The following is a 15,377-nucleotide window of genomic DNA, read 5'->3' on the forward strand; positions in this document are numbered from 1 at the left end:
GTATTGTTAGCGTAGAGTTTTTTAGATTAGATTAGAGATTGGCTTAATGCCGCTGGCATCTCTTTTTTACTGTGTTGCTTGTCGACATACATGCGATTGTCAGCGACCTTTATTAATGCTTCGGTATCTTTCCCATCTTCTGGATAATTGGCAATACCGATACTGGTTCCTACATGTAATTTACAGCCGTTAAATGCGATATGTGAGGTGATAACGGCTCTTAATCTGTTGCAGAGATTTTTGATGTATAAATCAGAATAATTATCCGTTTTTATGGCTATCAAAAACTCATCTCCACCTAAGCGAGCAACGTAGTCGTCTTTTTTAATCGTTGTCTTTAATCGTTTTGCAGTGACTTCCAGTACTTTATCGCCTGAATTATGCCCATAGGTATCGTTAATTTTTTTGAAGCCATTCAGGTCGATAAACACCAGCGTTAAATGAGTGTTATTTTCTTCTGCTACTTTGACTGCTTTATTTAAAAGTTTAGTGATATGACGTCGATTTGGGATGCCCGTTAACATATCCAGATTTGCACGTGATTTTTGCTTTTTTGCTTCTTGCGTTTTAACTAACAAATTATCTTCAAAGGTTTGTTTAAGCAGTATATTTTTTTTGATCAGAATGTCTCTGATAATTTGTGCTATTGAGGCAATGATTAGGACATTAATCATGTAAAAAACCTGCCCTATAAATGCGATGGATTTACCGCCTGATGTGTCTTGATGGAAATAGATTTTGATAATTGCAAATGTCGCGATTAAACCGACACTCATAATGAATGGATATTTTATCGGTAGATAACTCCAGGTGAAGGACATGAAGATTAACCCCATGAGAGCGGCAAAATACATGTCATGAGAATAATCTCCTTCTTGTGATATTAGGATGGCATAACTGATTGCGATGCCTGAAACCGTATATCCCGACATCATGATTTTGTTGTAATGTTTTTGAAAGAATTCTTGTTTGAAGGTTGATGCAAATATCGCGGCGTATAATAAAAAGTTAGCCATTCTCGGGGGGTAGAGTGCGTCTAACATCTCTTCAGATAGCCCGAAAAAGTCAATAATTGAATAAAGCCCATAAAGCAACGTGCCTAGTAAAACCACCAGGCGTGTTGAATGAGTCTTTTCTTCTTTAAGATTATCTCCAAAAGGAATAACTCTATATTTTGAAATGGCTGAGATGAGTTTCACAATATTTTAGTGTTTTATAATTTTGACTTTTTCATAGGTGATTCAATAGATAATGAAATGAAAGATTCATCAGATAAGCCAATCTTAGAATTATATTTAGTGATTGAGTCTGATCTGGTTTTAGTCATCTTTTATTTATGATCGTTTTTAGGCTAAATTTTATATTTTCTTACCTTCTTTTTTATCTATATACATATGTTTATCTGCATTTTTCATCAATGCTTCAATGTTGTTACCGTCATCGGGGTAGGTGGCGTAACCAATACTCACGCCAACTTGCAGTTTATTTTTCTTAATGGTCATCGGGGTTGATATGTTTTCTTTGATATTCGCGCAGAGTGTGTTGATGTATTTTTTAGAGAAATGATCAGCTTTGAAACCCATCAGGAACTCATCTCCGCCTAATCGAGCCAGGTAATCTCCTTCTCTTATACTATTTAAACGCTGCGCCGTGACTTTCAGGACTTTATCTCCTATGCCATGACCGTAGGTATCATTAATCTCTTTGAAACCGTCTAAATCCATAAAGATTAATATGAGTAAGGTGTTAGTTTGTTCCGCCTCTTTTAAAGCCTTTTGCAGACATTCTGTAATATAGAGTCGATTAGGAATACCTGTTAGATCATCCAGATTGGCAAGTATTTCTTGCCTCTTTGCTTCCTGTGCTTGTTCATCTGCTAATTGTTTTAGGTTGTTATGTAACCTCAGGTTTTTATAGATTATCGTATCTCTAATGCGTTGTGCTTGCGATGCTATTACTGCAACAGATGTCAGATAGAATACATGTAAAACTAGTGTAAGTAGTCTGGTGCCTTCGATGTCTTTATGTACAAAAACTTTGATCAGGACATAATTAAGCGTAAAAATTGCGCATATCAAAATCGAGTATTTTATCGGCAAATAATTCCAGGAAAATGCAGTGATCACCAATATCATGAGTGCCGCGAAATACAAATCATAAGAGTAATCGCCCGGTTGCGCTACATAAAAACCGACGGTCAAAATCACACCAGAACTTATATAGCCAAACATCACCAGCTTGTTGTAATGTTTGGAAAATAGCTCTTTTTTAAACGTAAGCACAAATAACATGGTCAGTACGATTAAAATAGTAGCCCTTACCGGATATATTATTGCCAGTTTTTCTTTGGATAAACCCTGTGAATTAAAATAGGTGTATAGCAAAAAAAAGAATACGCCGAGTACTAATATGACTCGGGTGGAATTAACTTTTTCATCCAACACACTATGGTTGAAAGACGTTACTTCTTCTGTTGTAGGTTTAGGGGTTATTTTCATTTTTTAAAATGATGCTTATAATTATTATTTTGCACACAAATATATTGTTGTTAATATCTGATGGTAAATGTAAATACCCATTGACGCTATTTTTTCTGATATATGGTCAAATCAATCAATCTGATATTTTTATCAAACGAAAAAATACCCAAAGGTATAAGCAAGAAGGTTGGGTGGAACTGGGTTTGCTTGATCTCAGTTTTAATAAACTTTTTTAAAAAAGCCTATATCCAAGAATGAAAAAACTGCTTCGCAAAGCATAAATTATTCGGCTACGCCTCACCCTGATGGGTCAGCTAAAGCTTTAGTCTCGCAAGCTCGGCTCCAATATCGGTTTTAGAGAACAAAAACGAGTTGTCATTCATAAGTAGGGGGGTGACTGAATTCAACAAGTAAATACAATGTTATCTCAACATGAACTATCTTAAAGTCCCTGTCAATTGTTCTACTTTGTTAAGAAACATAATCGCCGTGACTTTTCCTGCGGCAACTTTTACCACGGTTACAAATTCTTTTTTACGCGGGATAAAGGCTACTTTTGCTGATTTTTTCGCGAGTAAAATATCATAAGGACGTTTCTTCATTTTTGGGATGGCGAACATTTTGGTAATCAGTGAAGGCATGCCGCTGATATCTGCGACAAAGTAAGCTTTATTTTTTGTCAGATAGTCTGCTTCTTGTTTCAATATAAAATCATTGATTAATGCTGATGGCGCTTTCTCAACCGCAAATAAGAGTGTCTTAACATCTTTGCCAATTTTTACGGACTTGCCATGTTGTGTTTTAAGTTCGAGTGGCGGAAGTATGCTTCCCACTTGTAACTTTTTTATAGAAGCATCCATTTCAGATGTATCTGCATAGGAGACAAAGCTAAGTAACAATAGGCTACTGATTAAGATATTTTTGAGCATTTTAAAATCCTAATTGTAAAAACCCAGACCAATTAGTCTGGGTTTTTATTACAAAGTTATCTAAATTTTGTTAAACATACATCGCATTAAAAGGTATGAATAATAAAACCTGACAACGTTTCTATCACTAAAGTGATGCGTGTTGAGTGCCTGCAGATTGCTTCAGTTTAACCAGCTTATTCCACTGCTCGGTAGATAGAATTTTACGGATATTGTCACGACAGTCAGTTTTTGAGGCTGCTATCTTCATGCGTAAATCAGCCATTTCGCTATATTTTTTCATCAATGTTGGCTTATCTGCTCCATTCATAGATGCCAATGCCAGGCTGTTTTCAATCGCAACAATCTTTTTAACAACGTTTGCTGTTTTCTCATTATTGGCCGCAACCCAGCTTTTTAATTTTTCTGTTTGTTCAGCGCTTAGCGCAAGGTTTTTGGCATTCTTCATCAATACTGGCATGTAGTTAGGCATTGGATTAGCGTGATTTAGCATGCTCAGGAATTTTGCTCTTTCAGCGGCAGCTTTGTCGATATTTTCTGATTTAATATCATTGTTAGTTACAGTTTGACTAGCAGGCTCGATGTACATTTTTTCTTTATTGAGTTTGTAACTCCAGGGAAGACCTGAATTTTTCCAGCCATTTTTTAAACGCCAGTTTTTCTTATCACCTTCTTTAAGACTTCCACCTTCAAAACCATCAGTCACCACATAGACATTTTTATAGCCTTTGTTTTCCAGTAGTTTAGTCGCCGGAGCACCACGAGTTCCACCAGAACGACACATGATAGCAATAGGAGCATCTTTGCTTAAACCACGCGCCTGTAGCGCAGCAGCAAGATCTTGCTCAAAGTGAGTATTAAGCTTCATATTAAAAACAGGTTTCTTTTTATGCCATGCACTGCGGTCAGCTGTTTTAAAGGGAATGTTGATATCTACCACATCCGAAAATCCGGTAAACATGATTTCGACAGGATCACGAACATCAACCAATAGCATTTTATCGCCAAGCTTTTGCTTCATCGCAGCTGCTTCTGTTGAGTCTACATATAATCCCCAGCTGGTTTGTTTATCCAACGCTTTTGGTGCCTCAGCCGCTTGAAGAGAGTTTGCAGAAATACACGCTGCAAGTAGTAAAGGTGTTATCAATCTATATTTCATTGCTAATTTCCTACAGTAATTTGTGTTTTACGATTAAGTTGTGAGAGCGATCGTAGTGGAATAAATGCTGAAACACTTTGATAAAACACAATCTGTAAAAAAAAATGAATGATTAGAAATAGAGAAGGTGATGAACATCAGAGGGGGACTATACATATTACTGAAACAAATGATCTGTATTTATCTAATACGTATTTACCGCAATTTATTTCGTAATAGACCGAATTGTATTAGTGAAGGCTTATGCGCAATTATCATTACAGGAATTAATAATTTTTTGATGTAGAAAAGTCATGAGAATCGAAGAAATGAACAAAGATTTAAAACGTGCATATCAAACTATGGTGGATACGGTTGAAGATCTTGTTGTAAATCAGGGCGAAAATTTACAACAGGCGATGAATACCGCCGAAGAAAAATTGAAAGAGTGGAAAGAATTAAGTAAAGAAGAAGTAGAAGTAATTAACTCAGAGTTTAAGTATGATTTTAAAAAAACTGGAAGATAATTTGAGTGAATCCAGAGAAACTTACAAAGAAGCATTCAAAAAAGATGCTGCTTATGTAACGGATTCTGTCTGGAGCAATTCTCAGGCAGATTTTTTAAAAGAGTCTATTGCTGAGGATTCAGACTGGGCGGTTGTTGTAGATCATCTGAACGTTTTGTTACGCGACTAACTGACTATTGAAATCTAAGGAAATCAAAAGTATTTCGATGTAAAAATGATGAATTAAAAATTACAGCTAAAGCTACGGAAGTTGGCTTTAGCTGTTTTTATTTGCCTCTGCTTTCTAAGCTCTCTCTCTCTCAATACTACTCACCTTTATAACTAAAATCTCTCCCATAATTGATGATTATCAAATTAAAGTTATTGCTAAGTGGTAACTTAGATAGCGATTAATCAATGATTGATCGTAGATGTTTGCTTGTTTCTGAATACAAAGAAGGAGCTTTATCATGGGTAAGTTTGAAGATTTAAGAAAACAAATGATCGACTATCAACTGGAAGCACGTGGATTGCATAGTCAGTCGGTGTTAGAAGCTGTAAGCGCGGTTCCCCGTGAAGAATTTGTACCGACAGATCTGGTAGAGTTCGCCTATAAGGACACAGCTCTCCCCATTGAAGCCAATCAAACTATTTCACAGCCTTATATCGTTGCACTTATGACAGCAGCACTAGAATTAAAGCCATGGGAGAAAGCATTAGAAGTAGGTACCGGCTCTGGTTATGCGGCCGCTGTTCTCGCTGAGATCGCTAAAGAAGTCTATACCATTGAGCGTCATAAAATTCTTGCTGATACCGCACGATCCCGACTTCAGGATTTGGGTTATCAGAATGTCCATGTTTTATATGGCGATGGCACCTTGGGTTGGCCAGAAAATGCCCCTTTTGATGCGATTATAGTGGCAGCCGGCGGTCCAGTTGTACCAGAAGCGCTTAAGCAGCAACTAGCCATAGGTGGGCGTTTAGTTATCCCGGTAGGATCTTCATTACAAACTCAAACACTGGTGCGTGTACGACGCATTAATGAAACTGAATTTGAACAAGAAGATTTAGGCGCTGTACGTTTTGTTCCCCTAATAGGTGCAGCAGGTTGGGAAGATGAGATAGCAGAAACTCCTGCTAAAGAAAAAATCGAAGAAACATTACCCGAACTGATTTATAAGTCGAGTGAGCATTTTGCCCGTATTGATCAGGTCAATCTGGATAATCTCATGGAACGCATCGGAGGTAGCCGAATTGTGTTGCTGGGGGAAGCCTCACATGGGACCGCCGAGTTTTATGAAATGCGAGCTCGCATCACTAAAGAATTGATTGAGAAGAAAGGTTTTACAAGTGTTGCAGTAGAAGCCGATTGGCCCGATGCAGCGCATATCAATCAATATATTCATGGTATCGAGTCAGATCCCTTGCTGGAAAGTAAACCATTTTCGCGTTTCCCAACCTGGATGTGGGCAAATCATTCAGTACTGGAATTTAGCCACTGGTTAAAAAATCATAACGATAATTTAGACAGTGTAAATGAGAAAGTCAGTTTCTATGGTCTGGATTTATACAGTCTGTTTAGTTCTATTGAAGCAGTGTTGGGGTATCTGGATAAAGTTGATCCTGCAACTGCGGAAGTTGCGCGAACCCGTTATGGTTGTTTAATGCCTTGGTCTGATGATTTAGGCATGTATAGTCAGGTTACTATCACCAAGCAATATAGGGAGTGTGAAGAGGACGTAATTGCCACCTTACGGGATCTTCTTGCAAAAAGAATTGAGTATTCACAGGCAGATGGCGAACAGTTCTTTAATGCAGAACAGAATGCCCGTTTGGTAAAGAATGCGGAGCGTTACTATCGCACTATGTACTATGCGGAGAACAATTCATGGAATCAGCGTGACCAGCACATGTTTGAAACGTTGCAGTCTGTGATAGCGCATCGGGGTCCTAAAGCAAAAGTCGTGATTTGGGAACATAACTCACATATCGGTGACGCCAGAGCTACCCAGATGAGTGCTCGTGGAGAATTAAATATTGGTCAGCTAGCGCGTGAGGAATATGGCAATGATGCCTACCTGATTGGTTTTGGTACCGATCATGGCACCGTAGCTGCGGCATCAGAATGGGGAGGGCCAATGGAAGTCAAGCAAGTCCAGCCATCTCATATAGATAGTTACGAACGAGTGTGTCATGAAGTGAAAACGGATAACTTCCTATTGCCACTGCGTAATCCATTGCAACAAATTACCCGCAAAAAACTTTTAGCAGAACGGCTAGAGCGTGCAATCGGCGTTATCTATAGACCCGAAACCGAATTACAAAGTCATTATTTTTATGCCTGTCTGCCAAATCAATTTGATGAATATATCTGGTTTGATGAAACCCGTGCAGTGGTTCCATTAACCAAAGAAACAAGCAAAGGAATTCCAGATACATTTCCATTTGGACTGTAATTCCGATGACACAGCAAATAATTGATAGTAAAGCTTTAATGCTCGACTTTGCGCATGAATCAGGCTTGAGTGATGCATCCCGCAAACCGCGCCGTTATTTATGGACGGACGCATTTGCGGTGTGTAATTTTCTAGGACTCTATGGCCAAACAGGTGAGCAACAATACTTACAGCTTGCTCTAGACCTTGTTGATCAAGTACATCAAGTCCTTGGAAAATATCATCAGCTTAGTAATCACAGTGGTTGGATTAGCGGACTGGATGATCAACAGGCGAGACTGCATCCAACCCGGGGTGGTCTCAGAATTGGTAAAAAGCTGGATGAACGCCAGACGAGTGAATCGTATGATGAACAACTAGAGTGGGACAGAGATGGTCAGTATTATCATTATTTGACTAAATGGATGCATGCACTAAACCGGGTTAGCCAGGTCACGAATGACAGTAAATATAACCAATGGGCACTGGAACTAGCAAAAGTGGCTCATGCTGCCTTTACCTATACCACACCTAATGGAAACATACGTATGGTGTGGAAAATGAGAATAGATTTGTCGGATCCTCTGGTAGATTCTATGGGATACCATGATCCGTTAGATGGTTTAATCACATACGAGCACCTTCAAGCCACTTCAAAACAGTTCTCAGATACGCCAATTGAACTCAGTTTAATCGACGAAATTGAGGATATGGTTAAACTATGCCAAGGACGAAACTGGGCAACTCAGGATTCTTTGGGGCTCGGTGGATTACTTTCAGATGCTTGCAGGCTGACTCAACTAATCACCAGTCAGCATGTGAATGAGCATCTCAGGTTAGAGTTATTATTAAATGATATCGATATCAGCCTGAAGGCATTTGTTCAACAAAATCAGCTAAATTTACCCGCCGAGTATCGATTGGCCTTTCGCGAGCTGGGATTATCCATTGGTTTACAAGGGATAGAGCGGATGCAAAAGCTCGTAAAGCAACACGCTGGAGATTTCAGTAATTTGTCTCAACTAAGCGATGATTTGATTGAGCTAGCTGCGTATAAGCCAATCAGTGACACTATTAATAACTTCTGGCTACAACCGACACACCGCAATGTTGAGGCATGGGTGGACCATGCCGATATCAATAATGTCATGCTGGCAACAAGTCTGGCTCCAGATGGTTATTTATAGTTCTGTAGTTGGTTAATAAATCGATCGAGCGGTTTATCAGCACAGTGATTAATCTGTTTATGATTTAAAAAGTGCCCCAAAGTGGGGGGGTGTCATTCAGAGACTATATTCTAGTGTTTTCAGGAGTCATTTGCTTCTGGCACTAGGTAGTTTCCACAGTTAATTACGTATAACAACGAATAGTTTGTTGAGGTGGTAAGAGTAATTATCAAGGTAGAAGTTAACAACATATTTGATGGAGAAAAGTCATGAGAATCGAAGAAATGAACAAAGATTTAAAACGTGCATATCAAACTATGGTGGATACTGTGGAAGATCTTGTTGTAAATCAGGGTGAAAACCTACAGCAGGCATTGCAGATAGCCGAAGAACAATTGGGTGAGTGGAAAGATTTAAGCAAAGAAGAAGTAGAAGTAATTAGCTCAGAATTAAAGCATGATTTTAAAAAACTGGAAGATAATTTGAGTGAATCAAGAGAAGCTTACAAAGAAGCATTCAAAAAGGAAGCAGCTTACGTCTCTGATTCTATCTGGAGTAAGTTACTGACCATTATGGATACCAATACTGCGCAATTACTGGCATTCCAGAAAAACCTTAACGAGCGAGTATTATCTATCAAAAGTGCTGATCACCTTACTGAGCATGAGGAACATACGCAATGGAGTTCTGATCATGGCTTATGGCTGGCAGAAGTAGAAATCTGGAAAAAAGAACATGCAGAGGCCTTGGGAAAATTAGCAAAGATTGAAAAAGCCATTGCTCAACATTCTACCCTGTTAGATGAACATGTTCAGGTGATTAAGGCGCATGAAGCACGCGATCATGAGCATGAAGAAGTACTCGCCAAAGCAGAGCACGATCCTACCAGTCATGTTTTTGAAGTGAAAGAGGATGAAGAAGCTGCTGTGCATGCACAGGAAAAACAGGAACATACTCAACACGCTGAACTTCACGATACGATGAGAAAACATCATTTTACCATCATCTCACTGGTGAATAAGCTATACAAAGAAATCAGTTAGTCATCAGTTAATAAGGCATTTAAAACAGCAGTTTATAACAATAAGATTGAATGTATCCATCATCAGTAATAACTAATGGTGGACAAAGAATCAGGTTTTAGAGTTTGTTTAGTAAAGTTAATTTAACAGCTTTAAAACCTATTTCTTAACAAGAACAGAGGATAGTCATATATCCGTAAATGAGAGGAATAGATCATGTTACAAATAATACCGGTATACGAAGGTAACACCATCGCAGTGAGAGCTTCAGGAAAACTAAGCCATGAAGACTATCAAAAATTCATACCTGAATTAGAAAAGCATATTGAAGAGCATGAAAAAATCACCTTACTGTTTGAATTCGATAACTTCACAGGGTGGGATTTAGATGCGGTAAAAGATGATTTTAAATTTGGTATGAAGCACCTCGAAAACTTTGAACGCATCGCGATGGTCGGTGATAAAGCCTGGGAACGTTGGATGTCTTTCATTGCCAAGCCGTTTTTAATCGCTGGTAAAGTTAAATACTTTAACCGCGAAAATCTACAAGATGCATGGGACTGGTTACGCGAAAGGGAAGACCTCGAAAAGCTGGCAGAACAACTCCAGCCCTATAAAAATATCGTTGTAGCTGTAGATTATTCAATCTATGCCAAACATGCTTGCAAGCGTGCGATTGAATTGGCTAAACACTACAAGGCATCACTCACCTTGCTCAATGTCGCTTTAGAGTACGTTCCGTATTCAGCGTATGGCGATGCAATGGGCGCTTACCTGATTGATGAAGCGATTATTGAAGAACAAAATAAAGCCAGGATGGAAGCGGCAGAAGCACAAATGAAAGTTTTTACGGATGAGTTAGAGACCGATTATCCAATCACTAGCAAAGTCATTTGCGGTGAAACAAAGACTAGCATCGTCACCTTTCTAGAAGCACAAGATGCAGACCTGGTTGTCTTTGGCGCGAGAAAGAAAAAAGGCTTAAACAAGCTTATTGGCTCTATCCCACAATACGTTCAGAGCAATAGCCGTTGTGAAATGTTGATCGTCCCTGTTCAAGATTTAACGTTCTAACTAGCATATAGAGGTCTCTAATGATGAGCGATATACAAAATATAGAAATAGAACGCTATCACGACAAAATCGTAAAAGACTTGCGTCATCTGATAGAAAAATATCGAGAGATAATGGCATGGGATGTACCAGAAAATGACCCTGTCGAAGCAGACAGGCTCATTTTCGAAGCGATACAGTCTGGTTTGGCAGAGATAGAGAAAGCTGAAAAAACAAGGTAAAAATCATGAACAAAAAAGCAGATAAAACCGTAAACAAACCCGAACCCACGCTTTTACATCATCCCGATGGATGGTTTCACCGGATTTTTATCAGCGAAGCGATTCTGAGTATCTAACTCATATTGTGTTTTGTAGGCATCGCCTATACCGATGTGGTGGGAGCCTTAAGTATCAACTTCTGGCTATGGATGATTCCTGTATTTGCTGTTGCCGCGATCATTCTGGAATGGTCGCGGTACATCAAAGGCGATATCGATGGTTTTCATTTTATACGCCAACAAATCCTACATTGGACCGCCGTATTTATCGCCGTAAAAGTGATTTTCATTCTGTTACAGCTAGGTCGATTACCGAATAACGCAACCGCTTTTGTATTAATGATGGTGATGAGTTTATCGACTTTTCTCGCAGGTATTTATATAGGCTGGCGTTTTTTAGTGCTTGGTGTTTTTATCGCAATCGCAACAATCATCGCAGCATATCTGGAAACCTATGTCTGGATATTAATTCCTGTCGTTATATTTATAGTGGCTATGGGGATATATATGGGATGGAGGGAATTCAAATCACTGAGTGCGAGAATTGTTAGTTAGGTTGAGATGTAGTCGAATAAAAAGCTGTAAATTTTACTACATCATAGATTTAGGTTCAGAGGGGAAACAATGGGGATGAAGGAAACTCGATTCGCTCAAACAACCTTCATCCTGGACCATTGTTTCTTGAGTTTTTCATAGCATTTGATTGAAGTTGAAAACTATACATCAATAGTCACCCCCCTACTTATAGGCATTTTTTTGAAAAATGCCTATAAGTAGGGGGGTGTCAAAATAATTGATTCTAAATCCACTTAGTACTATTTTTAGCTTCACCAGACATATTACGCCTTGCTAAACGGATGCCTTTTTTTGCGTTATGTTTTAAACACTTGTTATATATTTATCTCCAGTTTAACCAATGTTTCCATTTGAACGGGTGTTTGAATCATGGAGTTATTGCGAGATATTCTTAGGTCTTTAGTAATGGATGCCAAGCTCAATTCTGGGTATCTTTTCATTACTAATGCAGCAATAGTCTGTCCTGTTCGACCTACTCCTGCTTTACAATGTATAACGGGTAACATTTTTTCAGGGCGGTTAATCGCGCTATCATTTTCTTGTTCGTAGAAGTCCCTTTTTTCAGAAATTGTAGACTCGATTAAAGTGACTAAACTAGTTGTCGTTTCTGGGCTAACAGTTTGGTGATCTGGCCAATTATGAACATGTATAACTGGGATATCGATAGCTGCCTGATATCCAGTAACTTCCATTTTAAAGACATAAGCTTCAATTCTATTACCCAGCTCAACACGACGTACAGGTGTTGAACGCGTTTTTATCTGTCCAAAAGTTTCAGACCTGGAGAAGTATTCAGGTAATTTATGATTTTGAATATCACGATTACTTGCCAGAATTACCAAAGCTGGTGTGCGATTATCTATGATCATTTGAAGGTGAGCCTCCAACTGATGATCGAATGGATATTGTGTAGCTATGGCGATGTATTTACCATCAACAATAATGCGGTTAGCGTTAAGCTCATCATGAGCGCTAGTATCTAAGGAATGAGTTAAATTAAAGCGATCGCGTTTAGGGTCAAAATGAATCCGTTTGGCGTCACCTTTAATTCCCATTAGTTGTAATACAGTACTTTTAATTACAGAATTGCTATATTGATTCATCTATTCATCCATGTCTTACTTGTATATCTCTAAGATATTTTTACGAAAATATGTTGTTATTTTTTTATGCTTTTGCCAGGAAATACCATTGAAAACAGAAGCAAATAAAACACATAAGTATAATAGGTTTTGGGTCTGTAATTCATTTATTGTTTAAGCGTAAAGCTTCATTTCCTAGTTCAGGATAATTTGTTTATATCAAAATAAATGCAATGCATCAGCCTCTACTTCTTAAAAATAAGGTTCTAAACCTCAAAATAATTCGTTTTTTTGTCTAACCAAAAAACCTCTAAAAGTGGAGGGGTGACTATCTTGAGTTCATCAATTATCTATACCACTATCTAAATGAGAGTTTGAATATTAATATGGGATAAATAATTCTAAAGACCTAATTAAAAAGTTGAGATGCACCTGGGAGTAGGCTGACATGTTAAATCAAGAAAATACAGGTTTGGTTATAGTCGATGTTCAAGGCAAGCTTGCGCGTATTGTGCATGAGAGCGAAGCTTTAATTCGGAATATTCAGGCGTTGATTCAAGGATGCCAAATTCTAAAGCTTCCTATTGTCTGGGTTGAGCAAAATCCACAGGGATTGGGGCAGACTGTTCCTGAATTAAGTGAGTTATTAGCGCCGAATCAACCTCTGGAAAAGTTTACCTTTAATGCCTGTGAAAGCAGTAGCTTTGACAAAGTGATAGCGGAAAGTGGTGTGCAGCAATGGATTGTTTGCGGCATTGAAGCGCATATATGTTTATATCAAACAGCTTTAGGGTTGTTATCAAGGAATTATCAGGTTGAGGTGGTGACTGATGGTATTTCATCACGCTCTAAAGCCAATATTGATTTAGCGATAAATAAGCTCGAGAAAAGCGGCGCTAGCCTCACGAGTGTTGAAATGTGTCTGTATGAGTTGATTAAAGATGCACGCAAAGCCGAGTTTAAACAGATTTTGCCACTCATTAAGTAATCGTTAAAAGCTTATTGGTTTATTTACCTTAACCAAGCTATACAAGATGAGACAAGTATTGATAACCATTATTTGATTAACAAAAAAGCCTGATTATGTTCAGGCTTTTTTGTAACAATTTTTAATCTGCGGGAGGGGCTGGTGCAGGCGTAATTTCATCTGTCGATTCGTTTTTCATTGCATCGGATTCTTGAATTACCGCAGCTGATTGATCCGTCACTTCCGTGTTACTCGCTTTATCGCAGGCTGTTAAACTCATTGCACCCGTCGCAACTATTAAGCTTGTAAGTATCATTGAAATTTTCATAATTCATTACCTTTGGTTGACCCTATATCAGGTTCTACTGTAGGCAAAGGAAGAACCATAAAGTTCAAAATAATAATTTTAGCTAATGGTTAGATCAGCTAATTTCATTGATGTTGAATTCTATTTTCAAACGATAAACTTCCATTTAAACAACTGTTTACATAGGATGGGAGAATTGAAATAAAAATATCATTTAATTAAAAAGTGCTTAAAAGTAGGGGGGTGACTTAAAACAAGCCCTCGAAACGCAGTGAATAAATACAAAAGTGCACCTAAACTGCATCTTAAATATCATCCTAAATTTCATCAGTAAAAATCCAATGTTTAAGAGTTCCAGAACAGTTATGATCAGTAAATAAATGAATTCTTTGTTTATTCAACTGAGTTTATCAATATGAAAAATTATTAAACAGAAGCTAGTTTTGTTAAAAATACCTTTCTAATTTATCTTCTAAAGAATAAATATTTTAGATATTTGGGTTGAAAAAAGAACATATTGGTACATAAATTCATGGTCTAAAAAGACTCATTTCTTCATTATTTTACTTTTTCAGAAGTTCTTTTTTGAAAAAAATTCACATTAATTTCATTTTATTTTCACACTTTTTTTGCTTATTTTTTAAGCAGTTTTTAATCTTAGTATTCATCGACTTAAGTTAGTTTTTTAATATTTGTATGCAATACGATTACTACTTTCGATAAAAAATAAATGAAACTTATCAAAATAGTCCCAGTCGTATTTCCCGAGACGATGATGTAGAGAAAAAAGGTAGTTGCGAGGGATTCGTCTTCGCCTTTTATTTTTTACTACACTTTGTAAGTCATTGTTTCATAATTGTTTAAAACTAATAAGGAGTCAATTATGACTATCAAGAATACAATTGTTGCAACTTCATTCCTACTAGCGTTAGGAACATCTTTACCAGGATTTGCGGAGACAAAAGCAGAGGATGCACCAGCTCCTATATGCGTTACAGCTGCAGAAGTTGAGGCAATGTCTGACGAAGATAAAGCAAAACTTACATTGCCAATCTGTCCAGAAGCGCCAGAAGCTACGACTACTCAATAGTCTAGTTTTACAGAGCACTTGTTTTTACAAGTGCTCTTTCGTTTTCAGAACTCAAAGTTTTTCTCAGGGCTTTTTAGCTGGAATCATTTTCAATAACAATACGATTAAGTTGTTCATAAATTTGATTAGGGGTTCCAGAATTTGATTATTTGATCGACATAAAGAATCTGACAATCTACGGCCTTTTGAATTGATGTTTTTACATTTAAATTTTTTGCCAAGAAACCAAAGTATTAAAACAAGCAATACCCAGCTCTGCAAAAAAAACGCCTATAAGTAGGGGGGTGACCTAATACTTCTTATTTCACCTTAGTAGCAGTAAATCTCTTTATAAAAGCTACATGGG

At 37.7% G+C, this 15,377-nt stretch carries 16 protein-coding genes and 1 pseudogene; 11 read left to right on the forward strand and 6 right to left on the reverse strand.

The features are described 5' to 3' along the window. Positions 1-26 precede the first annotated feature (26 nt). The 4 genes from Q1A31_RS04230 to Q1A31_RS04245 form a co-directional block, all read right to left on the reverse strand. Positions 27-1,199 carry a GGDEF domain-containing protein gene (locus tag Q1A31_RS04230; protein ID WP_299872831.1) on the reverse strand — a complete coding sequence of 391 codons (1,173 nt, stop codon included), beginning with the start codon at positions 1,197-1,199 and terminating at the stop codon, positions 27-29. A gap of 159 nt (positions 1,200-1,358) precedes the next feature. Beyond that, positions 1,359-2,498 (reverse strand): GGDEF domain-containing protein, encoded by a 1,140-nt coding sequence (locus Q1A31_RS04235; protein WP_299872834.1) that lies wholly within the window; start codon positions 2,496-2,498, stop codon positions 1,359-1,361. A gap of 419 nt (positions 2,499-2,917) precedes the next feature. Then, complete coding sequence (locus Q1A31_RS04240; protein WP_299872837.1) at positions 2,918-3,409, reverse strand: hypothetical protein; 492 nt, start codon at positions 3,407-3,409, stop codon at positions 2,918-2,920. A 127-nt stretch (positions 3,410-3,536) separates the two neighbouring features. After that, positions 3,537-4,568 (reverse strand): rhodanese-like domain-containing protein, encoded by a 1,032-nt coding sequence (locus Q1A31_RS04245; protein WP_299872840.1) that lies wholly within the window; start codon positions 4,566-4,568, stop codon positions 3,537-3,539. Between the two features lie 293 nt (positions 4,569-4,861). Here Q1A31_RS04245 and Q1A31_RS04250 point away from each other — a divergent pair, with 293 nt between their 5' ends. From Q1A31_RS04250 to Q1A31_RS04285, 9 genes and pseudogenes are all read left to right on the forward strand, one after another. Further along, the gene (locus tag Q1A31_RS04250) at positions 4,862-5,074 is read left to right on the forward strand and encodes a hypothetical protein (protein ID WP_299872843.1); all 213 of its coding nucleotides are present in this window, start codon (positions 4,862-4,864) and stop codon (positions 5,072-5,074) included. Further along, a complete protein-coding gene (locus Q1A31_RS04255) occupies positions 5,049-5,243 on the forward strand; it encodes a DUF2789 family protein (protein ID WP_299872846.1) in 195 nt (64 codons plus the stop codon). The genes Q1A31_RS04250 and Q1A31_RS04255 overlap by 26 nt, the downstream gene beginning before the upstream one ends. Positions 5,244-5,523: 280 nt before the next feature. Then, positions 5,524-6,165, forward strand: a pseudogene (locus Q1A31_RS20970) (protein-L-isoaspartate(D-aspartate) O-methyltransferase); the annotation flags it as partial. Between the two features lie 9 nt (positions 6,166-6,174). Further along, positions 6,175-7,509, forward strand: a complete 1,335-nt coding sequence (locus Q1A31_RS04260; RefSeq protein WP_366942971.1) for an erythromycin esterase family protein — start codon at positions 6,175-6,177, stop codon at positions 7,507-7,509. A 5-nt stretch (positions 7,510-7,514) separates the two neighbouring features. After that, positions 7,515-8,675 (forward strand): hypothetical protein, encoded by a 1,161-nt coding sequence (locus Q1A31_RS04265; protein WP_299872852.1) that lies wholly within the window; start codon positions 7,515-7,517, stop codon positions 8,673-8,675. 248 nt (positions 8,676-8,923) lie between these two features. After that, a complete protein-coding gene (locus Q1A31_RS04270; RefSeq protein WP_299872854.1) occupies positions 8,924-9,697 on the forward strand; it encodes a hypothetical protein in 774 nt (257 codons plus the stop codon). A 195-nt stretch (positions 9,698-9,892) separates the two neighbouring features. Further along, positions 9,893-10,750, forward strand: a complete 858-nt coding sequence (locus tag Q1A31_RS04275) for an STAS/SEC14 domain-containing protein (protein ID WP_299872857.1) — start codon at positions 9,893-9,895, stop codon at positions 10,748-10,750. A gap of 20 nt (positions 10,751-10,770) precedes the next feature. Continuing rightward, on the forward strand, positions 10,771-10,971 hold the full coding sequence (locus Q1A31_RS04280) for a hypothetical protein (RefSeq protein ID WP_299872860.1): 201 nt from the start codon (positions 10,771-10,773) through the stop codon (positions 10,969-10,971). 122 nt (positions 10,972-11,093) lie between these two features. Beyond that, entirely contained in the window at positions 11,094-11,564 is a 471-nt protein-coding gene (locus Q1A31_RS04285) for a hypothetical protein (protein ID WP_299872862.1), read from the forward strand. A 335-nt stretch (positions 11,565-11,899) separates the two neighbouring features. Here Q1A31_RS04285 and Q1A31_RS04290 read toward each other — a convergent pair whose 3' ends face one another. Further along, a complete protein-coding gene (locus tag Q1A31_RS04290) occupies positions 11,900-12,688 on the reverse strand; it encodes a protein-tyrosine phosphatase family protein (protein ID WP_299872864.1) in 789 nt (262 codons plus the stop codon). A gap of 427 nt (positions 12,689-13,115) precedes the next feature. On the opposite strand from Q1A31_RS04290, the gene Q1A31_RS04295 reads away from it, so the two are divergent. Beyond that, the gene (locus tag Q1A31_RS04295) at positions 13,116-13,655 is read left to right on the forward strand and encodes a hydrolase (RefSeq protein ID WP_299872867.1); all 540 of its coding nucleotides are present in this window, start codon (positions 13,116-13,118) and stop codon (positions 13,653-13,655) included. A 121-nt stretch (positions 13,656-13,776) separates the two neighbouring features. On the opposite strand, the gene Q1A31_RS04300 is transcribed toward Q1A31_RS04295, so the two are convergent. Beyond that, positions 13,777-13,962 carry a hypothetical protein gene (locus Q1A31_RS04300; protein WP_299872870.1) on the reverse strand — a complete coding sequence of 62 codons (186 nt, stop codon included), beginning with the start codon at positions 13,960-13,962 and terminating at the stop codon, positions 13,777-13,779. An 862-nt stretch (positions 13,963-14,824) separates the two neighbouring features. On the opposite strand from Q1A31_RS04300, the gene Q1A31_RS04305 reads away from it, so the two are divergent. Next, positions 14,825-15,031 carry a hypothetical protein gene (locus tag Q1A31_RS04305; RefSeq protein ID WP_299872872.1) on the forward strand — a complete coding sequence of 69 codons (207 nt, stop codon included), beginning with the start codon at positions 14,825-14,827 and terminating at the stop codon, positions 15,029-15,031. Positions 15,032-15,377 lie beyond the last annotated feature (346 nt).

The organism is uncultured Cocleimonas sp. (assembly GCF_947495625.1).
Taxonomy (GTDB): Bacteria; Pseudomonadota; Gammaproteobacteria; order Thiotrichales; family Thiotrichaceae; genus Cocleimonas.